The following is a 24,005-nucleotide window of genomic DNA, read 5'->3' on the forward strand; positions in this document are numbered from 1 at the left end:
TTTACTTTTCTCCCTTCTCGTAACGAGATAATTTTTGGCGAAGCTCTTCAACTTCTTTTTTCAGTGCTTTTTTCTCGATATCTTTCATCATGGAATCAAGTTCACTTTCTTGCGGTGCTCCTGCTCCGTAGGCGTTGTTGTCATAAGAACGGGGACCAGATTGAGGTCTGCCGTTGAATCCAGGGCCGGGACCGAAGTTACCAGGACCTTGTTGGTTGTGATTATTTTGAAAAGGACCTCTTGGTGGCTGATGATCATAGTTGTCGTATCCTCTGCCAGGACCAGGGCCTTGGCCCGGACCGTAGCCATATGGATCATAAGGCGGATACGGTTCTTTTGGTACCACCAGTGCTGCAATAAAGTATATTAACAACGACGTGCCGCCAGTTACGAAGATACTGATAACAAAGATGATACGCAGCAGGGTGGAATCCATTCCGATGGTTTCGGAAATTCCGCCGCACAAGCCGGTTAACATCCGGTCACGCGTTGAGCGGTATAATTTGCTCATGTGCTTGCTCCTTTCGTTTACTTGTATCCTCTTACGTTGGAATCATAAGCATATGGATCAACGTGATTGGATTCCTTTGGTACCACCAATGCAGCGATGAAGTAGATCAACAATGATGTACCTCCCGTAGCGAAAATACTGATGAAGAAAATGATACGTAGCAGCGTGGTACTCAATCCGAGATTTTCAGAAATGCCACCGATCAAACCTGTTAGCCTTCGATTACGCGCCGAGCGGTATAATTTATTCATTGTGACTACTCCTTTCTGTCATTGTTCAATTTCTGTCTTAAGCGTTCCAGTTCCTTATCCAGCGTAGAGGATGACATGCTGCCAGTCACTCCTGAACCATCTTGATTCATCCGCCGGATATCGCGGAGACTTTGTGCTTCATATTCGAGATCAGAGACTTGGTCATCCAGTCGGTTAAACATACGGGGTACATTCTGACCGTTGTGATTGCCTCTCTGGTTCATACGTTGCTGTAACTGAATCGTCTGCATACGAGCGTAGTAATATTGGCGTTTGCTGTATACATTCTGATATTCAACCTTCAGCTGGTCGATCTGTTCATCCAACTCCTGTAATGCCGCATAACTTTGTGCATACAATTCATTGTATTGTTCCATTTTTTCCTCGTGGAGGATTTTCTCCTGCAAGGCCAGCTTAGCGAGATGTTCTTCCCCTGCTTTCAGAGCCATGGAAGCCTGTTCTTCCCGTTTGTTCACCATACCTGCTGCCTGATCGGCTTGTTGTTTCATTTGTCTGGTATGGCTTGCATATTGATGACGAAGCTTCTCGGCTTCACCGATGTCTTGGCGGGTCGAGACCAGGAACTGATCAATCAGTTTGACTGGGTCCTGACTTTGCTCCAAATGTTCGTTCAGATTGGCTACGGTAATATCCCGCATTCGACGAAATACACTCATTATGTTCTGTCCCTCCTTTTCATAATCGTGAAAGCTTAGTACCGACCACGACGACTGCGGTTATTGCTTAGCATTGAGATACCAAAGATGATTAACCCGATCGCGATGATCGGTCCGATCAACCATGCCAGTTTACCCATCAGTGAGATGATACCGATGATGAGAACAATCCAGCCAAGCATCACATTCCCTCGTTTAACTCCGTAGTATCCCAGTGCAATCATCAGGACCGGAATCAGATAACCCATTAAGTGTCCAAGAAGTGGAGTTAACTTTCCGAAGAGGAGTAGTGCACCCAGCGCAATCAATACAATCGCCCAGCCATTTCCCTTATTCAATCTCATAATTGTTGTTCACCGCCCTTTCCATTCGTTCCTTTTAATGTGTTGAGTCATTTGTTCGTTTGTTTCTTGTTTTTTGTTTCCGTGTTTCTTGTTTAACCTTATGTCCTTATTCTAGGGGATTCCGCGACTTTTCAAAACAGACCGTGGACGGTTTTTCATCCTAGACTCAGGTCGGGGATCTAGTTGGACCTTTGACTGTCCCTATACAAGACCAACGTATCCACCTAAGCTGAATAGCACTCAAAGATACCTTCTATTACCCGTATACAGGCCCTACTTCACCCGATATCGCCAGGTATACAGAATGATGTCCATGTCTCTATTTACGTTCACACTGCAATTTCGTTTCTCATGATTCCGTATTGGATAGTCAGTCCAAGCCATTTCTCTAGCCTTTTCTGCAAAATCATCTATCAGCAATCCCTTATACCTGCTCCTATACCTCTCACGAAATTACTTATTTATCCAAATAAACAAAATTTAGATTGTTCTATATGTAAGCGTTTACTAAAATAGAAAGTGTTACTATTTCTAATGTCAGGGGTGGAACTGAAACTGTGCGACCAATCAGCTATCTCCATAAAATGATCATCTTCGGAATCCTGTTAAGCACCCTGCCCATTTTGTTAACGGGAATTGCCGCATTTATCTATTCATCAAACCAAACAGAGCTGCATCGTACGCTGGCCAACAGACAGTTGCTGGAACAAATGCAATCCAACGTTGAGCACAAACTCGCTACAGTTAGTTATATGCTTGATCAGGCCGTTCGCTCTCCAGTAACCCTTCGTTCCCTGTCTGCTTCTTCTTCACTAGAAGGGAAAGGACCTTTGCTTGCCGACAAACTACAGAGCGAATTTCAGAATATGAGGTCATGGGAACCTTTGCTGGATATTACTCTGGTGAATCAATCTCAGAATTGGCTTATTGATCATGCCGGATTGTACCGTAATACGGATTTCCCACTGGCTCTTCCCATGAAGGAATTGATATCGGATACGTTAACTTCTGGATGGCAGCTCTCCCCTTCATCGGTGTTCAGCAATGATGAGCGTTCACCCGGTACAGGCTGTATTTATCATATTGCCCTTGCGAGATCTATTCCTAATCTGAATACGTCTTCCGATGCTGCCCTGATTGCCGGAATCCCTGCCTGTTCTTTGCAAAACACACTAGGAGAAGCCTCCATAGGCAATGCTGCCTCAGGACTGATCATTTTGAATCGGGAACAACGTATCTTGGTCCATCCCGATCCTGTATACATTGGACAACCGTTGTCTGCCATTGGATTACAGGATCGGGATACGGAAGCCAACATAACCAAACTATCACCCATCACATTTTCAACAGGCTTTGAAAAACGGGAAGTTAAGATCGCCGATACACATTATTCCCTGACGTATAGCCCTTCTACCTTAAAGGGATGGACTTATGTGCTAATCTCACCTACCAATATTCTGACACAAGAATATATCGATATCGGATTGCACACCTTGTATATCAGTATCTTCTTACTTTTACTTTCATTATTACTCGCCTGGCTCGGCTCCAAGCGAATGCATGTCCCGATTCGTAAACTTTTAACCCAACTTGGTGACAACCACCTGTCCAAAGAAGGAAACACGGTAGCTCAGCAATCACCACCATTTTCTGATGAGTTCGAACAGATCAGAGCAGGGGTCTCACAATTATCTGCTTCTCGCTCCCAATTAGAGAACACACTTAATGTGCATCTATTGCAGATTCGCAATCATTTTATGATGAATCTGTTCCAGGGTAAGATCCCTGTTCATACTCTTCCTGACACCCTGAATGAATATGGCTACACACATCAGGTTCGGGAATGGCAACAAATTGCTGTTATTACACTACAGGCCGATCTTGTTAATCATACAAAATATAGAGCTAGTGATCGTGACCTCTTATTATTTGCTATTCAAAATATATTGGAGGAAACCGTTGTGCATAACCAACAATTGCTTCCCATTGTGCTGGAACATACAGTAGTCACGGTGATTGGCACCGTGGAACAGGATCAGTTTATTTTTTCACAGCAGCTATATGTATTAACAGACCAGTTACAACAACAGATGGATAAGATTCTAACTCTTCAAGTCAGTATAGGATTCAGCCAGCCACACAGCTCTCTATATCACATCCCTCAAGCTTATACAGAAGCCATGGAAGCATTGAGGCATCGGATGAAGCTGGGAACAGGCATTATTTTTCAATATGAGAACATAGATCATTACGCTCCCACTTGGTCCATGACCTACCCGGAATCATTGGAATATTCGTTGATCCAAGCCATTCAAAGTGCAGACGAAGTCCAGGCCTCTGCTCTTCTGCAACAACTGCTTGAAGTGATCTTTGGTATGGAGGTTACACCCGAGGAGTATGAGGTGGTTCTTACGAGGCTGCTCACGCATATTTTGCAAATGACTCAGGAATCCGGCATACGACTCGGACAGATCTCCCAAGGTCGTGGTTCGATGTTTCATGAACTTCATGGTTTGCAGTACGCTGCTGAAGTTGAGGATTGGTTTAACCATCAAGTCATCTTGCCCGTCATCCAGGTTTTTAAAGCAAGACAGTACGCCCAGTATCAGCATATATCTGAGAAAATGATTGCCATGATTCATCAAGATTATGATAAGGATCTGACGCTTGAGGAATGTGCTATGAAGCTTCACTACAATGCCAACTACTTAAGTAGTGTTTTCCGCAAAGAGACAGGCTGTGCATTTAGTGAATATCTGACCAAGTACCGATTTAATATCGCTAAAAAATGGCTGGACGAAAGTGATCTAACCGTTAAAGATATCGCAGCACGACTTCGGTACAATAATCCGCAAAACTTTATCCGATCATTCCGTAAATGGGAAGGAGTCACCCCCGGCCAGTATCGGGAACGTAAGCAGAAAGCAGAAGTGTCGAACAGAAATTAGACAAGGAGTACGATTGTAGGTCGTACTCCTTCGGCCAGCTCGGATACCTCTCCATATGGCTCTTCGAACAGGCTCGGACCTGTGACTACTCGATTAACCGTCAAGGGCTCTACCAACTGAAATATCAGGGAATATGCTTCAGAGATCATTCTCTGAAAACTAGGTATGTGTTTTGTTTTTCGTTGTCTCGATTTTTGAATTAAGGTTGGCTTTAGCCCATGTGCAGTCTCATGAAGCAGCTTAACATCTTCAAGTAACCGAGGATTTTGTTTAGTATAGTCAATTAATTATTCGCTTCAAAAAAAGAGGGAGCACATATCTGCTCCCTTCACTTACAATTTCACTTCTACAATCTTAACTTCATATGTTTCAACCGTTCATCTTTTGGCACAGCGTTGTGATGCTTCCTAGTGTCATCTTAGACGTTAGACTACATTGTCTCCGTCTCAATTCCTGATTATCATTACACGTGCCACGCTTATGTGATTTATCGCTTATCCTTAGTGCGAACTGTTTTCATATTGGGCTGTTCAAGTTGAATTAGAATCTTACCAAATCTTCCTCCACGTGAGAAGGTCACCGTACTATTCTTGTACGTATCCCTAATGTAATCCTCAGCCAATCTGAGGGAATCTTCATCCGATGGTAACTCATACGTATTAAGCCATTCTGGCAGCTGCTCGATAATCTCTTCCACCGGTACTTCAAATGAGTTAACTTCTCTCGTAATAATCATCGTATAAGAATAACCCCTCAAATACAGCAACTGTTGGATATACCCCATATCACCGGCCTTGTATGAAGAAGTTACCCCCAGTACATCCTTAAGTTCATCCATTAGTGTGTGTTCCTTCTGTCCCGCCATAGTACTTATATACACATACTTCCGGGCACAGTTGATCGCCTGCTCAATCGTTTCCCAATCCGACATCGCTGGACACATGGATGCAAATGCAAAGTCATATTTCTTCTCCCAGCCTTTATCCTGAATAGAGATTTCCTCATATCGTTCGTTTACGATTTCGATTTTGGATTCCAGAGCTGAAGGTATCGTCTCTTTCATAAGGGAGACAAGCAACTCAGAAGGCTCAACTGCCGTCACACTTGCCCCCTTTTCCGCAAAAGGAATGGTAAATATGCCTGAGGCTGCTCCAATGTCCAAAATGGATAACCCTGAGAATTCCACACCCTGGTTTTCAATCCAGCCAATAATGCGTTCAGAACGCTGCTTTCCTTCTTCAGTGAACGACTGTACATGATAATCCCTGGCCCATCGCTCAAAAGCTTCTTCTATATTAAAGGGGGCGCTTTTCTTCTTATATTTTGAACTTCTCGGACGATTCTTCCATGCCTCTTCCCATACAGAAAGATCAAATAACAGATCGGTATCCGATACATTTTTTCCATTAGTCACTCTACTTCACTCCTCCATATTAAAGACTTTACTTATCTACAATATACTCAATATAATCATACGTCAATCTTTATTAACGTCCATCTTCTCTTACTCTAGATTTTCTTACTGCACATAAATCGTTTCATATAAAATAAAAATAGCCCTACACATTGCATAAGCAACATGTAGGGCTATTCAATATACCGGCGAGAGGACTCGAACCTCCACGGTTTCCCACTCGATTTTGAGTCGAGCGCGTCTGCCATTCCGCCACGCCGGCATATGCTGGAGGCGCCACCCAGATTCGAACTGGGGATAAAGCTTTTGCAGAGCTGTGCCTTACCACTTGGCTATGGCGCCATATTTTGGAGCGGACGACGGGAATCGAACCCGCGACCCTCGCCTTGGCAAGGCGATGCTCTACCGCTGAGCCACGTCCGCATAATGGCTGGGGATATAGGATTTGAACCTATGCATGACGGAGTCAAAGTCCGTTGCCTTACCGCTTGGCTAATCCCCAATAAAAAATGAAAAAACAAAGGGGCGATCGAGGGGAATTGAACCCCCGAATGCCGGATCCACAAACCGGTGCGTTAACCACTTCGCCACGACCGCCATAAAAGGTTAATTTCTAAAAAGTTAATTGGCAGGGGCAGCAGGAATTGAACCCACACCAACGGTTTTGGAGACCGTTGTTCTACCTTTAAACTATGCCCCTAAAAACTGGTGGAGGATGATGGATTCGAACCACCGAACCCGTACGGGAGCAGATTTACAGTCTGATGCGTTTGGCCACTTCGCTAATCCTCCAGGATTACATGGTGCCGGCGAGAGGACTTGAACCCCCAACCTACTGATTACAAGTCAGTTGCTCTACCAGTTGAGCTACACCGGCTTATTAAATTATTTTAAAAATGGTGGCTCGGGACGGAATCGAACCGCCGACACGAGGATTTTCAGTCCTCTGCTCTACCGACTGAGCTACCGAGCCATAATAAAGTCTAATCTTAATTCCTTACACTTTATATAGGGCATCAGTGCCATACAGCAGATGTAGTGAACAGTTTGCCTCATGTAAAGATTAAATGGCGGAACCGACGGGATTCGAACCCGCGATCTCCTGCGTGACAGGCAGGCATGTTAGGCCAACTACACCACGGTTCCAGATCACTTTCTCAAAGGAAAGTATAATTGCGGGGGCAGGATTTGAACCTGCGGCCTTCGGGTTATGAGCCCGACGAGCTACCGGGCTGCTCCACCCCGCGTCGTTATAAAGTTTATATGGTGGAGGCTGAGGGGATCGAACCCCCGACCCTCTGCTTGTAAGGCAGATGCTCTCCCAGCTGAGCTAAGCCTCCGAACAACACATTTATGATCATACCATAATCTTGTTGTAAAAATCAACTTCTTTTTTTGAAGTTATTATGACCCGTAGGGGATTCGAACCCCTGTTACCTCCGTGAAAGGGAGGTGTCTTAACCCCTTGACCAACGGGCCTTAATATTATGGCGGAGAGAGAGGGATTCGAACCCTCGAGACGCTTGTGACGCCTACACGATTTCCAATCGTGCTCCTTCGGCCAGCTCGGACACCTCTCCATATGGCTCCCCGAACAGGGCTCGAACCTGTGACAACTCGATTAACAGTCGAGTGCTCTACCAACTGAGCTATCAGGGAATATGCTTCAGAGATCGTTCTCTGAAAACTAGATTCGAAACGAAACACGCGAATTACAACTTGCTATTGGATAAGCCCTCGACCGATTAGTACTGGTCAGCTCCATGCATTGCTGCACTTCCACCCCCAGCCTATCTACCTCGTCGTCTTCAAGGGGTCTTACATACTGGGAAATCTCATCTTGAGGGGGGCTTCACGCTTAGATGCTTTCAGCGTTTATCCCGTCCGTACATAGCTACCCAGCGGTGCTCCTGGCGGAACAACTGGTACACCAGCGGTACGTCCATCCCGGTCCTCTCGTACTAAGGACAGCTCCTCTCAAATTTCCTACGCCCACGACAGATAGGGACCGAACTGTCTCACGACGTTCTGAACCCAGCTCGCGTACCGCTTTAATGGGCGAACAGCCCAACCCTTGGGACCTACTTCAGCCCCAGGATGCGATGAGCCGACATCGAGGTGCCAAACCTCCCCGTCGATGTGGACTCTTGGGGGAGATAAGCCTGTTATCCCCAGGGTAGCTTTTATCCGTTGAGCGATGGCCCTTCCATGCGGTACCACCGGATCACTAAGCCCGACTTTCGTCCCTGCTCGACTTGTAGGTCTCGCAGTCAAGCTCCCTTATGCCTTTGCACTCTTCGAATGATTTCCAACCATTCTGAGGGAACCTTTGGGCGCCTCCGTTACTCTTTAGGAGGCGACCGCCCCAGTCAAACTGCCCACCTGACACTGTCCCCGCACCGGATTACGGTACCAGGTTAGAACCTAGATACGATCAGGGTGGTATCCCAACGTTGCCTCCACGCAAGCTGGCGCTCACGTTTCAAAGGCTCCCACCTATCCTGTACAGATCGTACCCAAATTCAATATCAAGCTGCAGTAAAGCTCCATGGGGTCTTTCCGTCTTGTCGCGGGTAACCTGCATCTTCACAGGTATTAAAATTTCACCGGATCTCTCGTTGAGACAGCGCCCAAGTCGTTACGCCATTCGTGCGGGTCAGAATTTACCTGACAAGGAATTTCGCTACCTTAGGACCGTTATAGTTACGGCCGCCGTTTACTGGGGCTTCGGTTCACAGCTTCGGATTGCTCCTAACCACTCCCCTTAACCTTCCAGCACCGGGCAGGCGTCAGCCCGTATACTTCGCCTTACGGCTTCGCACAGACCTGTGTTTTTGCTAAACAGTCGCTTGGGCCTTTTCACTGCGGCCCCCTCGTGCTATTCACACTACCGGGGCACCCCTTCTCCCGAAGTTACGGGGTCATTTTGCCGAGTTCCTTAACGAGAGTTCTTCCGCGCGCCTTAGAATACTCTTCTCGCCTACCTGTGTCGGTTTGCGGTACGGGCACCATCACCTGGCTAGAGGCTTTTCTTGGCAGTGTGAGATCATGACCTTCGCTACTACAATTTTCGCTCCCCATCACAGCTCAGCCTTACAATGTGCGGATTTGCCTACACATCAGCCTTACTGCTTAGACGGACATCCATCAGTCCGCGTCACTACCCTACTGCGTCCCCCCATTGCTCATAACGGCTTACGGTGGTACAGGAATTTCGACCTGTTGTCCTTCGACTACGCCTTTCGGCCTCGCCTTAGGTCCCGACTTACCCTGAGCGGACGAGCCTTCCTCAGGAACCCTTAGGCTTTCGGCGGATCAGATTCTCACTGATCTTTTCGTTACTCATACCGGCATTCTCACTTGTATAATGTCCAGCGCTCCTTACGGTACACCTTCAACCCTTATACAACGCTCCCCTACCCCTGATGCAAAGCATCAAGCCATAGCTTCGGTGGTGTGTTTAGCCCCGTTACATTTTCGGCGCAGAGTCACTCGACCAGTGAGCTATTACGCACTCTTTCAATGATGGCTGCTTCTAAGCCAACATCCTGGTTGTCTGTGCAACTCCACATCCTTTCCCACTTAACACACACTTGGGGACCTTAGCTGATGGTCTGGGCTGTTTCCCTTTTGACAATGGATCTTAGCACTCACTGTCTGACTCCCGGAAGTAAGTCTATGGCATTCGGAGTTTGACTGAGCTTGGTAACCCTTGCGGGCCCCGCACCCAATCAGTGCTCTACCTCCACGACTCTGTTTTCCGAGGCTAGCCCTAAAGCTATTTCGGGGAGAACCAGCTATCTCCGAGTTCGATTGGAATTTCTCCGCTACCCCCACCTCATCCCCGCATTTTTCAACATGCGTGGGTTCGGGCCTCCAGTGCGTGTTACCGCACCTTCACCCTGGACAGGGGTAGATCACCCGGTTTCGGGTCTACGTCCACGTACTCAGTCGCCCTATTCAGACTCGCTTTCGCTGCGGCTCCGGCTCTTCACCTTAACCTTGCACGGGAACGTAACTCGCCGGTTCATTCTACAAAAGGCACGCCATCACCCCTAAAACGGGCTCTGACTTTTTGTAAGCACACGGTTTCAGGTTCTATTTCACTCCCCTTCCGGGGTGCTTTTCACCTTTCCCTCACGGTACTGCTTCACTATCGGTCGCTAGGAAGTATTTAGCCTTGGCAGATGGTCCTGCCGGATTCATACGGGGTTTCACGTGCCCCGCACTACTCGGGATCCGTCTCGGAGGGAACAGACTTTCAACTACAGGGCTTTTACCTTCTTTGGCGGGCCTTTCCAGACCTCTTCGCTTAACCGGTTCCTTTGTAACTCCATGTGAGACGTCCCACAACCCCAAAGAGCAAGCTCTTTGGTTTGGGCTTCTCCGCGTTCGCTCGCCGCTACTGACGGAATCACTATTGTTTTCTCTTCCTCAGGGTACTTAGATGTTTCAGTTCCCCTGGTATGCCTCTACACAACCTATGTATTCAGTTGTGAGTAACTGGAAATTACCCCAGCTGGGTTTCCCCATTCGGACACCCCCGGATCAAAGCTTGCTTACAGCTCCCCGAGGCAGTTTCGTTGTTCGCCACGTCCTTCATCGGCTCCTAGCGCCTAGGCATCCTCCGTGTGCTCTTAGTAGCTTAACCTCGTGCTCCGGTTTCGACTGCTCGCTTCCCTTGTTTTGCTTGCGCAAAGCCAAAAGTCGCTCCCATTCGATACCATCGTACGTGCAATCTACCGTTTTTATTGAAACTTGTTTAACACAAGTTCAGCTAAAAAGGAATGTTCTAATTCGCGTTTGTTTCGTTTCGATATCTAGTTTTCAAAGAACAAGCTCCATGCAAAAGCAAGCTGTTTGAGAGTTTGAGCTCTCAAAACCGAACAACGAGTGAGTGTTTTGCAGCTAAGCTGCATATTTGAATGTTTCCGTTGCAGGAAACGATTCTCCATAGAAAGGAGGTGATCCAGCCGCACCTTCCGATACGGCTACCTTGTTACGACTTCACCCCAATCATCTATCCCACCTTCGGCGGCTGGCTCCTTGCGGTTACCCCACCGACTTCGGGTGTTATAAACTCTCGTGGTGTGACGGGCGGTGTGTACAAGACCCGGGAACGTATTCACCGCGGCATGCTGATCCGCGATTACTAGCAATTCCGACTTCATGCAGGCGAGTTGCAGCCTGCAATCCGAACTGAGACCGGCTTTGTTGGGATTGGCTCCATCTCGCGATTTCGCAGCCCGTTGTACCGGCCATTGTAGTACGTGTGTAGCCCAGGTCATAAGGGGCATGATGATTTGACGTCATCCCCACCTTCCTCCGGTTTGTCACCGGCAGTCTATCTAGAGTGCCCACCCGAAGTGCTGGCAACTAAATATAAGGGTTGCGCTCGTTGCGGGACTTAACCCAACATCTCACGACACGAGCTGACGACAACCATGCACCACCTGTCTTGAATGTTCCGAAGAAAAGGTACATCTCTGCACCGGTCATTCAGATGTCAAGACCTGGTAAGGTTCTTCGCGTTGCTTCGAATTAAACCACATACTCCACTGCTTGTGCGGGTCCCCGTCAATTCCTTTGAGTTTCAGTCTTGCGACCGTACTCCCCAGGCGGAGTGCTTAATGTGTTAACTTCGGCACCAAGGGTATCGAAACCCCTAACACCTAGCACTCATCGTTTACGGCGTGGACTACCAGGGTATCTAATCCTGTTTGCTCCCCACGCTTTCGCGCCTCAGCGTCAGTTACAGCCCAGAGAGTCGCCTTCGCCACTGGTGTTCCTCCACATATCTACGCATTTCACCGCTACACGTGGAATTCCACTCTCCTCTTCTGCACTCAAGTCACCCAGTTTCCAGTGCGATCCGGGGTTGAGCCCCGGGATTAAACACCAGACTTAAATGACCGCCTGCGCGCGCTTTACGCCCAATAATTCCGGACAACGCTTGCCCCCTACGTATTACCGCGGCTGCTGGCACGTAGTTAGCCGGGGCTTTCTTCTCAGGTACCGTCACCTTGAGAGCAGTTACTCTCCCAAGCGTTCTTCCCTGGCAACAGAGCTTTACGATCCGAAAACCTTCATCACTCACGCGGCATTGCTCCGTCAGGCTTTCGCCCATTGCGGAAGATTCCCTACTGCTGCCTCCCGTAGGAGTCTGGGCCGTGTCTCAGTCCCAGTGTGGCCGATCACCCTCTCAGGTCGGCTACGCATCGTCGCCTTGGTGAGCCGTTACCTCACCAACTAGCTAATGCGCCGCAGGCCCATCCCCAAGTGACAGATTGCTCCGTCTTTCCAGTTTCCTTCAGGCGAAGAAAACAATTATTCGGTATTAGCTACCGTTTCCGGTAGTTGTCCCAAACTTGAGGGCAGGTTGCCTACGTGTTACTCACCCGTCCGCCGCTAACCATCCGAGAAGCAAGCTTCTCTTCAAGTCCGCTCGACTTGCATGTATTAGGCATGCCGCCAGCGTTCGTCCTGAGCCAGGATCAAACTCTCCAATAAAGTATTGAAAAGAGCGATAAGCTCATTTTGAATCTGACGAGATTAAAAATCTCAATTGTGCTCCAGTCGATTCAAGCCAAGGCTTGTCTCAAACTTTTGCGTTCATTCTGCAAGCAGAATGTTTACTCACTCGTTGTTCAGTTTTCAAAGATCAAACACGATTTGTTTTACTTTTTTTTCGTCTCAACCAAGTTTCGGCGGCGACTTAAATAATGTAACACATTTCGTTTGTTTTCGTCAAGAACTTTTTTTAATTTCTTTTTTGAAGCTTTAGTTCTTCACTTTTCCTCTGAAGAATTTATCGTTTGTTGGCGATAATCTCGTTTGAGGAACGAAATATAATGTATCATATATCGTGAATGAGAGTCAACATCTTTTTATAAATTATTAAACAAACAAAAAAGGAAGGTTTCCCCTCCCTTATGTGATCAATATAATGTCAGGCCTCTGGAGAAGGTTATGCCTCAATCCAATACCGAATTTCCCGGCCCTCTCCTCCGATCGACGGCCATCCTGCCGATTCTTTTACAATAGAACGAAAGACCAGCTTACGTATTACCAAAGGCAGATCTTCTCGAACAAATCTTAACTGTGGATGATGAACAAGTTCATTCATGCTCCACGGCTCCTTGCGACTTCTTAACACACGCAGCAGCAGTTCTGAGCACTCACTCATTTTGGACATTACGGAAAACTCACAGGCAAGCAGGACAAGCTCTACTCGCTGCTCCAGCGTCTCCGAGCTTACGGTAAGCTCTTGATAAAGTTTCCATAAAGCGCGATCCAGATTCTGCACATGTGTCCAGACGGCATGATCCGGGTATATCCCCTGTTCAATCAATACAATTCTTGCCCAGTTCCCCAGAGCCTCTAATACATTGTAGTAGGCGTCTACAACATGACCTTCCTGAATATGACGTTTGGCCTCCACATACATTCTCAAGAAACTGGTGAATTCATGAAGCAGCTTCTGCTCACGCAATTCTGCCCCAAAGGTAGACAGTTCTTCTCGCAAATCACTTAAGGCGCTGTCCGCTTCCCAGATAATCTCACCTTCAATCAGACACTGGGTGAGATTATTATGATTCCCGGTTACTACACTCCTCTTTAATTCATGACGGCTCGCATAGATCATCTGATAACGAAGATCACCATATCTGTAATGTCCGACCGTCGACTTCAATTGATCATCATTATGAACAACAAGTACTAATAATTCGAAATCTTGAATTAGGGAGCCGTGGAATCGCTCTCCCGGGTGGGAATAAGCGATAGCCCCAACTGCCCCTGTCTCTTCCGACTGTTCGGACAAAAAAGCAAGGTTCTTTAATTCCACGATTCCCTCCATACATTTCATGGCAGATAAGCGCCAAGTCAGTTATAATGTAATTCTACATCCAGACTGAAGTTTCCTTCTTTTCCAGGTCCAATACTACTCATACGATAGGAGCATTTTTCATGATTTTTAAATCAGCAAAAATTAATGCTTTTCGCACTTGGGGATTACTACTGACCATGCTAGGTATGGGCCTAATGATACTGGGAACAGCCGGGATTGTTTTCTGGGGACATGCAGGCAAGGTATTCGCAGCTGTAGGACTCGTCATCGGACTGATTGCCATGATGGCCAGTCTAGCCATTTATTTCTGGGCGGGTATGCTCTCCACCAGTGCAGTACAAGTCGACTGTCCGGAATGCGGGAAGTTAACCAAAATGCTCGGCAAAACGGATCGGTGTATGTTCTGTCATACCATCCTCACCCTGGACCCTAATAAGGCCAACATGACCAGTCAACAACTGAAAGCGCCTTCTACAACAGTTCCCCCCACCGATGGTTAGCACGATATGATCTCCAACCGCTAAATGTCTTTTGCCTTAATTTCATTGAAGAACAAAAAAAGGCCCGGTATGTTTACCGGACCTTTTTGGACTTGGCTTATAAGTGAGCTCTTGTTGCTGTTATCAATAGCTAAGATATAAAGTTAAGTTATAAGTTCTACGACCAATAAAACGGTAGACTGCACGTATGATGGTACCTAAGGAGAAACTTTGAACTTAGTGAAAATAAATTGGAGCACGCAGACACTCTGAGTTCGAGTAAATTATTTCTTGTAACCAGCCTGCTTTAATACCTCCCATGCAGAAGCATTAGCAAAACTCCGATTCCACGCAGCTACTCCGCCCAGCTTCAGCGAAGCAATCAAATCCACACGCGCCTGAAGGGACACGGCATCTTCGATCCATATTTTCTTGGTAGCTCCGTCTTCCTTATATTCCACATAGTTTTGTCCACTTGCCTGATCCAGTTCAGGTTTGAGTTTCTTCTCTTGGATCAGCTCCACAATGGCATTCATGCCCACCGCTTTGGAAGACACTTTAACCTCACCCTGATCATTCGTCTCTTCCGTCCATATCCGGGTATAGAGCGGAACCGCCATGATCAACTTGTTAGAAGGGACTTCATCCTCCTCAAGTATGCGTCTCATGGAAGCCTCGGTCCAAGGCAGAGATGCTACCGAACCTGCCTTGGGACTGGCCGCCCAATGTTCATCATAAGCCATCACAATAACATAGTCTGCAAAAGAACCTAATGCACGGCGATCCAGAAAGGCAGACCACATCTCACTGTTTGATTTCGGTGTTACATCGATTGATAACATCAATCCATGTATACGTGCCATCGCCTTGATCTCGCGCACAAACTGCGTAATATTCGGCCCGTCATCGGTATACACGTTCTCAAAGTCAATGTTGATACCATCCAGTTGATACGTCTGTGCATACTCTAACATCTGCTCAATAATATGCGTGCGCGTCTCGTAAGAAGCTACAGCTTCTTTTGTAACGTCCGGGTCAAAACTGTTATCCATGAGTCCCCATACTTCCATACCCGAACGGTGAGCCCAGTTCACATAAGCTTGGTTTCCCTTGCTTTTCACAGTGCCCTGTCCATCCGTAATATGAAACCATGTGGGGCTGACCACATTCACACCTGGCATTTTACCGATAGAGCCCACATCAGGCTGACGATTGTACACGGCTTCCCAAACCAGATTTACCGGTTTATTCTGCCACTTCTTCTCTGCTGCAGTCAGCGTATACTTGGGCAAGTCCACCTTCTTTTTCTCGGTGAGGACAATATAATCATTATCTACATATCCGGCATATCCATTATCGAGTTGAACAAAACTCTGTTTATCACCCGTCTGCCATACACGTACCCTTGCATCCTTTTCCATGTCGGCAATGATTGGTGAGGATTCTCCCCCACGTTTATATAACGGCACGGTCTTGTCCGCTTTGGATGATAACGTATCAATCTCTGCATACTGTATCATGTCTCCACCACGCATCAGCAGCACAGCACCTGTTACTGAATCTTCCTGTACGGTTATGCCATATACTTCTTTCAAAGGTTTGAGCGGAATATAGGCTTCTCCGTCCTTAACCTCAGGCTTAACTGTCATAGGATAATCTTTGTGATTAAGTTCTGCTTGTGTGCTTCCATCTTTCATATGAAGGACTCGCTGAGGAGAGGCAATAATGATATCTCCCGATTCTGATTCATAACGTATGCCTGCATCAATCGCTTCTTGCAGCACATCTACAGGCAACTTGAGTTGATCTCCTGTACCCAGAGCGTCTCCATCCATCAGTTGCCCATCTACAAAAATAGGCTGGCTTCTTCCTACCCAGTCGGGGTCTTCATGGGTCTGGTTCAACCATACATTTGTTATAAGCCAGTAAGCCCCCCCGGCGATCAGACAAGCCCCGAGAAAACCGGGCCAAAATGAACGTCGCTTTTGACGTGTATATCTGCTTTTTCTACCCAAACGTCTACCTCCGTTAATTATGCTGATCATAAGGATGTGCGCATAAGTTGTTATAAAGATGAGCATTTTGCATAAATGCTAAAAAAAACGTGAAGAATCCATACTGAATTCTTCACGTTAATATTGTAATTCAACTCTCTTAATCCCTGCAACTTTTGCAAACGCCATATACTTCCAATCGGTGACCGTGTACTTCGAATCCTGTACTAGACTCCGCCTGAAGCTCTACACTTTTGAGTGAAGGATAGCTGAAGTCTTCAATCTTGCCGCATTGATCACAGATAACATGATAATGATCCGTCACATTGGCATCGAAGCGACTTGAATTATCTCCGTATGTCAATTCCCGGACCATGCCAGCTTCCAGAAACATCTTCAAATTATTATATACCGTTGCCACGCTCATACTGGGAAATTGGGGTTCAAGGGCTCGGTAAATTTCATCGGCTGTCGGATGCCCCATGGATTCCATCAGATAGTTCAATATGGCATGACGCTGGGGTGTAATACGGACACCGGTCGTTTTCAGATGCTCCAACGCATGTTGGACACGTGTTGCCATAAAACCCACCGCCTTACCTTTCATTCTCTGGTGAAGAGTAAGTTACTGTCTCCTCGCTCAGAGTTGATTCCCGGCCATTAAGAACGACAATCCATCTTTCATGCCGTGTAATCTTGCCAGTGTACATTTATTGTACGGCGATTACAAGTTTATTGTCAACGCGGCAGTCAAGGAACCTCTGTAGAATCCTACTGGGAATTTGGTCCGTCCTCGGTAGTCTGTTCCAGATTCTCAGCCGTATCTTCAGAATCAGGTGTAACTGTTTCAGGTGTAGACACAGCCGGGTTGCTCTGAATGGTGAGATCACTGTTGCCTTCAATTTTCACCCTGTACTCGCCCTCACCGAGCTGGCCTTCTATGGTTTTATTCTGTACTTTGAACGGCAGATCCGTACTTAGATCTCCATAACTGCTGGAACCCGCAAGACTGTAGTCTCCACGATCAGGAAGTAATACGTTAATGGCTCCCACCGCACTGTACACATCCCAGTCCCCTCCGACTTTGGTAGATACGATGTTAATACTGCCATTAAGTGATTGGGCTTTGATTCCCAGATTGGCTCCATCCAGCGTAATATTGCCGTTGCGTGTCTCTGCGATGAATTCACCAACGGAGTCCGCAATACTGATACTTCCCACTTGTGTAGCAAGATCTACATCGCCGGAAATACCGCGAGCCTTCATATCTCCACGGTTACTGTCCAGATCGACATTACCAATGGCATTGGCCACAATGACATCCCCGTTCAACGTTTTCCCGGAGATATCTCCAACAGCATTGGTAATCCGAATACGTCCGTTACCCGTTTCGGCCAGTATGGTACTTATGGCTTCCGGACGGTTTAATAATATGGCTCCATTGGAAGTTCGAATATCCAGATTAAAACGACGATCATCCGGGATCGTAATGGTAAGATTCATCCGTGGCTGTGTTTTTTCATTGTCTCCATACGTCTTGCCTGTAGCTTTGATATAAATTACTTTTGTACCATCGGCCTCTACAAAAGAGGCTGCTGCAACGGCCTTTGCCTGTACTTCCGTCGTCTGATCTACCCAGATCACTGTCCGTACTTCAATCTCATCCGTATCTCCGCGTTGTACCGAGATATCTCCGTTGACACCTTCAACCACCAGATCTGACGTATCCATGCGAACAGGTACACGAATCGTGCCCTTATCCTCCATATACCCTGCCGCTTGACTGTAGTCCATGGATGCCGCTCCGAGATTTAGACTCACTCTATTCCATAAGTGCATGTAGTGATCCTGCTCGGTGACGATAAATACGGAAGCTGCCAAAATCAGTGAGGTTAGAATGCCTTTGGCATCGGGTCTGAAACGTACTTTGATTTGCTCATCAGGATTGCTCGGGTTATCCGATTGCACCTTGTTTCTTCTGCGTGTCCACAGGAACAGCACAATATATTCAACACCTAAAACAACGAGCAAAAATGGCCACCAGTCCACCATCTCATATACGTAGTCCGTTCCCCACCGTTTATCCAAAATCAACAGCACACCGACCGCTATGATTAAGGCGGCAGCCGTATAGCGGCCAACCCGGACTTTACGGTTCATCACGTTCCCTCCTTGTATCGTTTCCACTACATTTTTTTCTTGTTCAACATCACCCAGAACTCACGACCAAACAGAAGCAAACCGCCTACGATCATGAGAACCGCAAATGAATATCCGCCGTACATGGCGAGAAGCTCTTGAAACCAACGTGGTTTGCGGAAAAACAGTACCATCAAAGACCCTCCCACAATCAGAAGTAATCCAAACGATATGCCTCTCTCCCAGACCATCATTGCATCTCGTGTAGAACGTTCATTGGATATCGGCTTGTCCGAAGTTGCCTGGGTTACGGCTCTACGTCTGCGCATCATGACCCAATCCGCAGATTGCAACACATCATATACATTGTAAAAGTAAATAACCGGAATACACAAAGCCAGTAAGATGAGCAATGGCACATTAATCTGTATACCAATAGATGAGAAGTACAACACTGCTGACAGATCAAGCAAAACAAGCAGCATAAAGGTCAAACCCCTCATGTACAATCTCAGATAAATATGACCCAGGCCAGGAATAATGGCACTCAGTAATCCCGCAATAAACTTGTGAGTCCGATTTCTGACCGGTTTGGTCTGAACTGTACGAGTATTTTGGTTCAATTGACGTCTCCGTTTCATAACATACTCCTCTCTTCTGATCTGACCTTCCGCTCTTCATGCATTTGGTTAGATAGTACCCTAAAGAGCAAGGAGAGTAACTGGAAGAAATATGGATATGACCAAAAACCCTCCGGCACTACTGGCCTGGGGAGGGTTGTAATTCATTATTCGATCGACACCTTGGTAACGTGTTCCCATTGTCTTAACTTGGATACCAAGCCTACCGTTTGGAAATCATGCGGTACCTGAACATGTAACACAATCTCAATTTTACGTTCAACCGACACCATCTCTGCATAAGCCAAGTCTTGTTCATTCACGGTAATTTTACGAATTTTGATCTTCTCCTGCTCCATACATGAAGACAGTTGTTCGAGAAAACCGGGTTCTGACAAGGTATGAAGTGTAACAACATGCAGTTTGTTCCCTCGTAGATACCTTAGCTCTAATTTGTTAAATACCCAGAGATTAAGCAATACCAGAACGGTGGATACGATAGAGGCAAAAAAGAATCCCGCACCTGCTGCGAGCCCAATGGCTGCAACAACCCAGATTGAAGCAGCTGTAGTCAGTCCGGTAATGGATTTTCCCGTGAAGAGAATTGTCCCTGCTCCCAGGAATCCGACACCAGTAATTACAGCAGTAGCCAGACGCGCTGGATCGATCCTTACATTTAATTCATTAGCAAAATCTTTAAAGCCATAAACAGACAACATCATAATCAGTGCAGAGCCAAGACATACCAGGATATGGGTACGCAAACCGGCAGCATGATTGGACCGTTCCCGCTCCAGGCCTACGAGCCCTCCAAGCAGCATAGCCAGCAATAATCGTAATAAAATGTGCCACTCATCAATGAACCAGGGATCGCCCAAAGTCGGTATTCCTCCTCAAGTTGTTAATATTATTAAAGTTTATTCTTGTGAAAAGTCGTTAATTCCACTCCAGGTGCAATCTGTGTGACCTCCACGGGATTAAAACCAAATTTGGTGTACAGATTCACTGCGGGCTGATTCAGCGTTCCTGTGGAGACGATATAACGCGGAAGATCCGCATGCTGTTCCAACACATACGTCATCAAAGATGCCGCAATTCCCTTGCGAAAGTGATCCGGGTGCACCATCATTCGTGTAATGGTCAGTGTATTCTCCTCTTCCTCCGCCACAGCGACAGCCCCGATAAGCTCTCCGTCATCATGGATACAACCATAAAAATTCTCTCCACAATCCCGAAGTGTCTCCATCGTATCCATCAAAGGAGGAATCTCCTGAAACCCGATGATTTCGGCTTCCAATCGATAGGCCACATGTTGTAGTCTCCATAACTGTCCCAACGTCTCCAGATCACTCAGTGACAATGGTTGAATGTTCATATCCGTTCCCCCGTCCGAAATACATTTGTATCTATCAATACCAAAAAGAGGCTGTCACAGGGACGAGCCTCTTTCTGTCCGGCCTCACCGGAAGGATTAGCGGTTCAGTACATCTGCAAGCAGTTGGTTGGCTAGAGCGGGATTCGCCTTGCCTTTACTTTCTTTCATAACCTGACCAACAAGGAAGCCAATGGCTTTTTGTTTACCAGCTTTATAGTCTTCCACGGATTGAGGATTATTCGCTACAACTTGCTCAACGATGGCAAGAATGGCGCCTTCATCACTAATCTGCACAAGACCCTTCTCTTCAACGATCTGCTGTGGAAGCTTGCCGCTCTCCAGCATTTCCTTGAATACCGTTTTGGCGATTTTGCTGTTAATGGTGCCCTTCTCCAGCAGTCCGATCATTTCACCCAAACCTTGACCTGTCAGTGGAACTTGAGTCACTTCAAGGTTGCTCGTATTCAGGTAACCCAGCAAGTCGCCCATGATCCAGTTGGATACGGACTTCGCATCCTGAGTGTATTTCAAACTATCTTCAAAAAGATCTGCCACAGCTTTGGAGGAGGTAATAACCTCTGCATCATAACTAGGCAATCCATAATCAGCCGTGTAACGCGCCTTGCGCTCGTCTGGAAGCTCAGGTATGGTAGCTCTGATCCGCTCTTTCCAGGCTTCGTCGATATGCAAATTCACCAGATCCGGGTCCGGGAAATAACGATAGTCATGCGCCTGTTCCTTACCACGCATCGACAGTGTTTTCCCTTGAGCTTCGTCCCAGCGACGTGTCTCCTGAACCACTTCACCGCCATCATCCAGAATCTCAGCCTGACGGTATTGTTCATATTCCAGACCACGCTGAACACCACGGAAGGAGTTCATGTTCTTCAGCTCGGCTCTTGTTCCCAGCTTCTCCTGTCCATGTGGACGCAAACTGATGTTGGCGTCACAACGCAGTGATCCTTCTTCCATCTTCACGTCCGACACATCACAGTACTGCATGATTGCACGCATTTTTTCAAGATACGCACGTGCCTCTTCCGGAGAAGAAATCTCAGGTTCGGATACAATCTCCACAAGTGGAGTACCGACACGGTTAAAGTCCACCAAAGACGCGTATCCGCCATCGATATGTGTAAGCTTCCCTGCATCTTCTTCCAAGTGAAGACGTGTAATGCCGATTCGTTTCGTTTCACCATTCACTTCGATATCAATCCAGCCATTCTCACCGATCGGTTGATCGAATTGCGAGATCTGATAGGCTTTGGGTGAATCGGGGTAAAAGTAGTTTTTACGGTCAAACTTGCTGACATCAGCAATCGTACAATTCAGGGCCATCGCTGCCTTCATGGCATAGTCTACCGCCTGACGATTCAGTACAGGCAGTACGCCCGGATGTCCGAGACAGACCGGGCAGGTATGCGTGTTGGGCGGAGCTCCAAAAGCTGTGGAGCAGCCACAGAAAATTTTGGAGTTGGTATGCAACTCCACGTGGACTTCAAGTCCAACGACCGTTTCATATTTAGATGCGGACATTTCTATATTCCTCCGTTCCGGGCAATCTACAGCTGCGGACGCTGCTTGTGGAATTCTGTATTTTGTTCAAACGCATGCGCTACACGCAATACGGTTGTTTCATCAAAGGCTTTACCGATAATCTGCAGACCAACAGGCAATCCATCCGAGAATCCACATGGAATGCTAACAGCAGGTACACCAGCAAGGTTAACCGGAATAGTCAAAATATCGTTCAGATACATCGTAAGTGGATCATCCACCTGTGAACCCAGTTTGAACGCCGTAGTTGGCGCAGTTGGTCCGATAATCACATCATATTTGGCAAATACATTGTCGAAATCCTGTTTGATCAATGTACGTACCTTCTGTGCTTTCAGATAATAGGCATCATAGTAACCCGAGCTGAGTGCATACGTTCCGAGCATGATACGTCGTTTCACTTCCGGACCAAAGCCTTGACTGCGGGACTGATGGTACAGATCCAGCAAGTTATCCGGATTGTCTGCACGCACGCCATAACGTACACCATCAAATCGAGCCAAGTTGGAAGAAGCCTCTGAAGATGCCAGCAGGTAATACGTAGCCACCGCATATTCGGTATGCGGAAGGGATACTTCTTCCCATGTTGCCCCGAGCCCTTCAAGAACTTTCAATGCAGACAAAACTGTCTCTTTCACTTGTGGATCTACGCCTTCACCGATGTATTCTTTCGGAACGGCAATGCGAAGCCCTTTAACATCACCTGTCAGTCCACTCAAATAATCCGGGATCTCTACTTTTGCAGATGTCGAATCTTTGGCGTCATAACCAGCAATGGCCTGCAATACATAAGCAGAATCTTCAACATTTTTCGTCAAAGGACCAATCTGATCCAGGGATGATGCAAATGCAACCAATCCAAAGCGGGAAACAAGTCCGTACGTCGGCTTCAATCCAACAACACCGCAATACGAAGCAGGCTGTCTGATGGAGCCACCTGTATCTGATCCAAGCGTGAAGTATGCTTCTCCCGCAGCTACAGCTGCTGCAGAACCACCGCTGGAACCTCCTGGAACACGATCAAGTGCCCATGGATTACGTACAGGGGAGAAACTTGAATTCTCATTGGAGCCGCCCATGGCGAATTCGTCCATGTTGAGTTTACCAATAGTTACGGTGTCCGCAGCTTTCAATTTCTCGACAACTGTCGCGTCATACACCGGGTCGAAATTACGAAGGAATTGGCTACCACACGTCGTGCGCAGTCCGTTCGTAACGATGTTATCCTTAATACCTACTGGCAGACCAAAAAGCAAACCTTTCTCCTCGCCACTAACCAGACGGTCATCCAGTTGACGTGCACGAGCGCGTGCTTGTTCTTCATCCAGTGCCAAATATGCCTTAACTTTATCGTCATGCGCGCCAATGTTCTGATACGCCTGATCCACCAAATCCCTGACCGACAGCTCTTTGGCATGCAGCTTGTTATGTAACTCAGGCAACGATTGTTCAAATAAACTCACAGTTTTTGTCCTCCTTCCGGTTATCCGTTATTCCATTACTGCAGGCACTTTAAACTGCCCGTCTTCTTCTTCTGGTGCATTGCGCATCACCTGTTCAATCGACAGGCTTTCTTTGGTCTCATCTTCACGCATAACATTGCTTACGTGCAGAACGTGAGTGGTGGGCTCGATGTCTTCTGTATCCAGCTCATTCAGCTTTTCTGCATATTTTAAAATCGCGTTCAGCTGACCTGTCAGGGTCTGTTCTTCTTCAGCAGTCAAGTTGAGCCGGGCCAGCTTGGCCACATGCTGAACGTCATTATTCGAAATACTCATTAGCGGATGCCTCCTTCATTCGTTCTGATTCCCGAAACGACCTGAAACGAATCGCTCGTTTAACGGGCT

Annotated in this window: 17 protein-coding genes, 16 tRNA genes and 2 rRNA genes; 2 read left to right on the forward strand and 33 right to left on the reverse strand. The window is 47.0% G+C overall.

Annotated features, from left to right (window positions below; all coding sequences use genetic code 11):
* Position 1: 1 nt before the first annotated feature.
* From MHI55_RS26185 to MHI55_RS26200, 4 genes are read right to left on the reverse strand one after another with little or no spacing between them, the layout of a single operon-like run.
* Positions 2 to 511, reverse strand: a complete 510-nt coding sequence (locus MHI55_RS26185) for a PspC domain-containing protein (RefSeq protein ID WP_017692314.1) — start codon at positions 509 to 511, stop codon at positions 2 to 4.
* A gap of 17 nt (positions 512 to 528) precedes the next feature.
* Positions 529 to 762, reverse strand: coding sequence for a PspC domain-containing protein (locus MHI55_RS26190; protein WP_036673255.1), 234 nt, complete (start codon positions 760 to 762; stop codon positions 529 to 531).
* Positions 763 to 767: 5 nt separating this feature from the next.
* Positions 768 to 1,439, reverse strand: a complete 672-nt coding sequence (locus MHI55_RS26195; RefSeq protein ID WP_017692312.1) for a PspA/IM30 family protein — start codon at positions 1,437 to 1,439, stop codon at positions 768 to 770.
* Between the two features lie 35 nt (positions 1,440 to 1,474).
* Positions 1,475 to 1,783, reverse strand: coding sequence for a hypothetical protein (locus MHI55_RS26200; protein WP_017692311.1), 309 nt, complete (start codon positions 1,781 to 1,783; stop codon positions 1,475 to 1,477).
* A 557-nt stretch (positions 1,784 to 2,340) separates the two neighbouring features.
* On the opposite strand from MHI55_RS26200, the gene MHI55_RS26205 reads away from it, so the two are divergent.
* Positions 2,341 to 4,731, forward strand: a complete 2,391-nt coding sequence (locus MHI55_RS26205) for a helix-turn-helix domain-containing protein (protein WP_340387542.1) — start codon at positions 2,341 to 2,343, stop codon at positions 4,729 to 4,731.
* Between the two features lie 56 nt (positions 4,732 to 4,787).
* Here the strand turns inward: MHI55_RS26205 and MHI55_RS26210 are convergent.
* The 20 genes from MHI55_RS26210 to MHI55_RS26305 all read right to left on the reverse strand — a co-directional run bounded on the left by MHI55_RS26210 (position 4,788) and on the right by MHI55_RS26305 (position 13,991).
* Positions 4,788 to 4,860, reverse strand: a tRNA-Asn gene (locus tag MHI55_RS26210).
* Positions 4,861 to 5,218: 358 nt separating this feature from the next.
* Positions 5,219 to 6,145, reverse strand: coding sequence for a methyltransferase domain-containing protein (locus MHI55_RS26215; protein WP_340387544.1), 927 nt, complete (start codon positions 6,143 to 6,145; stop codon positions 5,219 to 5,221).
* A 183-nt stretch (positions 6,146 to 6,328) separates the two neighbouring features.
* Positions 6,329 to 6,407, reverse strand: a tRNA-Leu gene (locus tag MHI55_RS26220).
* Between the two features lie 6 nt (positions 6,408 to 6,413).
* Positions 6,414 to 6,487 (reverse strand) — tRNA-Cys (locus MHI55_RS26225).
* A gap of 6 nt (positions 6,488 to 6,493) precedes the next feature.
* Positions 6,494 to 6,568, reverse strand: a tRNA-Gly gene (locus MHI55_RS26230).
* Between the two features lie 4 nt (positions 6,569 to 6,572).
* Positions 6,573 to 6,647: transfer RNA gene (locus MHI55_RS26235), tRNA-Gln, on the reverse strand.
* A 22-nt stretch (positions 6,648 to 6,669) separates the two neighbouring features.
* Positions 6,670 to 6,742: transfer RNA gene (locus MHI55_RS26240), tRNA-His, on the reverse strand.
* Positions 6,743 to 6,771: 29 nt separating this feature from the next.
* Positions 6,772 to 6,845, reverse strand: a tRNA-Trp gene (locus tag MHI55_RS26245).
* Positions 6,846 to 6,851: 6 nt separating this feature from the next.
* Positions 6,852 to 6,937 (reverse strand) — tRNA-Tyr (locus tag MHI55_RS26250).
* A 9-nt stretch (positions 6,938 to 6,946) separates the two neighbouring features.
* A tRNA-Thr gene (locus MHI55_RS26255) sits at positions 6,947 to 7,022 on the reverse strand.
* Between the two features lie 20 nt (positions 7,023 to 7,042).
* Positions 7,043 to 7,118: transfer RNA gene (locus tag MHI55_RS26260), tRNA-Phe, on the reverse strand.
* A 95-nt stretch (positions 7,119 to 7,213) separates the two neighbouring features.
* Positions 7,214 to 7,291 (reverse strand) — tRNA-Asp (locus MHI55_RS26265).
* Positions 7,292 to 7,318: 27 nt separating this feature from the next.
* A tRNA-Met gene (locus MHI55_RS26270) sits at positions 7,319 to 7,392 on the reverse strand.
* Between the two features lie 17 nt (positions 7,393 to 7,409).
* Positions 7,410 to 7,485: transfer RNA gene (locus MHI55_RS26275), tRNA-Val, on the reverse strand.
* 67 nt (positions 7,486 to 7,552) lie between these two features.
* Positions 7,553 to 7,624 (reverse strand) — tRNA-Glu (locus tag MHI55_RS26280).
* 9 nt (positions 7,625 to 7,633) lie between these two features.
* Positions 7,634 to 7,725: transfer RNA gene (locus MHI55_RS26285), tRNA-Ser, on the reverse strand.
* 3 nt (positions 7,726 to 7,728) lie between these two features.
* Positions 7,729 to 7,804: transfer RNA gene (locus MHI55_RS26290), tRNA-Asn, on the reverse strand.
* A 66-nt stretch (positions 7,805 to 7,870) separates the two neighbouring features.
* Positions 7,871 to 10,796: ribosomal RNA gene (locus tag MHI55_RS26295) — 23S ribosomal RNA — on the reverse strand.
* A 306-nt stretch (positions 10,797 to 11,102) separates the two neighbouring features.
* Positions 11,103 to 12,655, reverse strand: a 16S ribosomal RNA gene (locus tag MHI55_RS26300).
* Together the 16S and 23S rRNA genes with 15 tRNA genes alongside form the textbook arrangement of a ribosomal RNA operon.
* A gap of 457 nt (positions 12,656 to 13,112) precedes the next feature.
* Positions 13,113 to 13,991: a nucleotidyltransferase-like protein gene (locus MHI55_RS26305; protein WP_315372280.1), complete on the reverse strand. Its 879-nt coding sequence runs from the start codon at positions 13,989 to 13,991 to the stop codon at positions 13,113 to 13,115.
* A gap of 122 nt (positions 13,992 to 14,113) precedes the next feature.
* On the opposite strand from MHI55_RS26305, the gene MHI55_RS26310 reads away from it, so the two are divergent.
* On the forward strand, positions 14,114 to 14,494 hold the full coding sequence (locus tag MHI55_RS26310) for a DUF2614 family zinc ribbon-containing protein (RefSeq protein ID WP_076319627.1): 381 nt from the start codon (positions 14,114 to 14,116) through the stop codon (positions 14,492 to 14,494).
* A 263-nt stretch (positions 14,495 to 14,757) separates the two neighbouring features.
* Here MHI55_RS26310 and MHI55_RS26315 read toward each other — a convergent pair whose 3' ends face one another.
* The 9 genes from MHI55_RS26315 to gatC all read right to left on the reverse strand — a co-directional run bounded on the left by MHI55_RS26315 (position 14,758) and on the right by gatC (position 23,936).
* Positions 14,758 to 16,488, reverse strand: a complete 1,731-nt coding sequence (locus tag MHI55_RS26315) for a glycosyl hydrolase family 18 protein (protein WP_253503234.1) — start codon at positions 16,486 to 16,488, stop codon at positions 14,758 to 14,760.
* 139 nt (positions 16,489 to 16,627) lie between these two features.
* Entirely contained in the window at positions 16,628 to 17,050 is a 423-nt protein-coding gene (gene perR / locus MHI55_RS26320) for a peroxide-responsive transcriptional repressor PerR (protein ID WP_026081471.1), read from the reverse strand.
* Between the two features lie 188 nt (positions 17,051 to 17,238).
* Positions 17,239 to 18,627 carry a DUF4097 family beta strand repeat-containing protein gene (locus MHI55_RS26325; protein ID WP_036607044.1) on the reverse strand — a complete coding sequence of 463 codons (1,389 nt, stop codon included), beginning with the start codon at positions 18,625 to 18,627 and terminating at the stop codon, positions 17,239 to 17,241.
* Between the two features lie 26 nt (positions 18,628 to 18,653).
* On the reverse strand, positions 18,654 to 19,247 hold the full coding sequence (locus MHI55_RS26330) for a hypothetical protein (protein ID WP_083684937.1): 594 nt from the start codon (positions 19,245 to 19,247) through the stop codon (positions 18,654 to 18,656).
* Positions 19,248 to 19,393: 146 nt separating this feature from the next.
* Positions 19,394 to 20,104: an MgtC/SapB family protein gene (locus MHI55_RS26335; protein WP_017692302.1), complete on the reverse strand. Its 711-nt coding sequence runs from the start codon at positions 20,102 to 20,104 to the stop codon at positions 19,394 to 19,396.
* A 32-nt stretch (positions 20,105 to 20,136) separates the two neighbouring features.
* Positions 20,137 to 20,601, reverse strand: a complete 465-nt coding sequence (locus tag MHI55_RS26340; RefSeq protein ID WP_340387546.1) for a GNAT family N-acetyltransferase — start codon at positions 20,599 to 20,601, stop codon at positions 20,137 to 20,139.
* A 96-nt stretch (positions 20,602 to 20,697) separates the two neighbouring features.
* On the reverse strand, positions 20,698 to 22,137 hold the full coding sequence (gatB, locus tag MHI55_RS26345; RefSeq protein ID WP_036667996.1) for an Asp-tRNA(Asn)/Glu-tRNA(Gln) amidotransferase subunit GatB: 1,440 nt from the start codon (positions 22,135 to 22,137) through the stop codon (positions 20,698 to 20,700).
* Positions 22,138 to 22,163: 26 nt separating this feature from the next.
* Positions 22,164 to 23,621, reverse strand: coding sequence for an Asp-tRNA(Asn)/Glu-tRNA(Gln) amidotransferase subunit GatA (gatA, locus tag MHI55_RS26350; protein ID WP_340387548.1), 1,458 nt, complete (start codon positions 23,619 to 23,621; stop codon positions 22,164 to 22,166).
* Positions 23,622 to 23,648: 27 nt separating this feature from the next.
* Entirely contained in the window at positions 23,649 to 23,936 is a 288-nt protein-coding gene (gene gatC / locus MHI55_RS26355; RefSeq protein ID WP_036607033.1) for an Asp-tRNA(Asn)/Glu-tRNA(Gln) amidotransferase subunit GatC, read from the reverse strand.
* Positions 23,937 to 24,005 lie beyond the last annotated feature (69 nt).

The sequence above is a fragment of the Paenibacillus sp. FSL E2-0151 genome (assembly GCF_037993015.1).
In the GTDB taxonomy this organism is placed as follows: domain Bacteria; phylum Bacillota; class Bacilli; order Paenibacillales; family Paenibacillaceae; genus Paenibacillus; species Paenibacillus amylolyticus.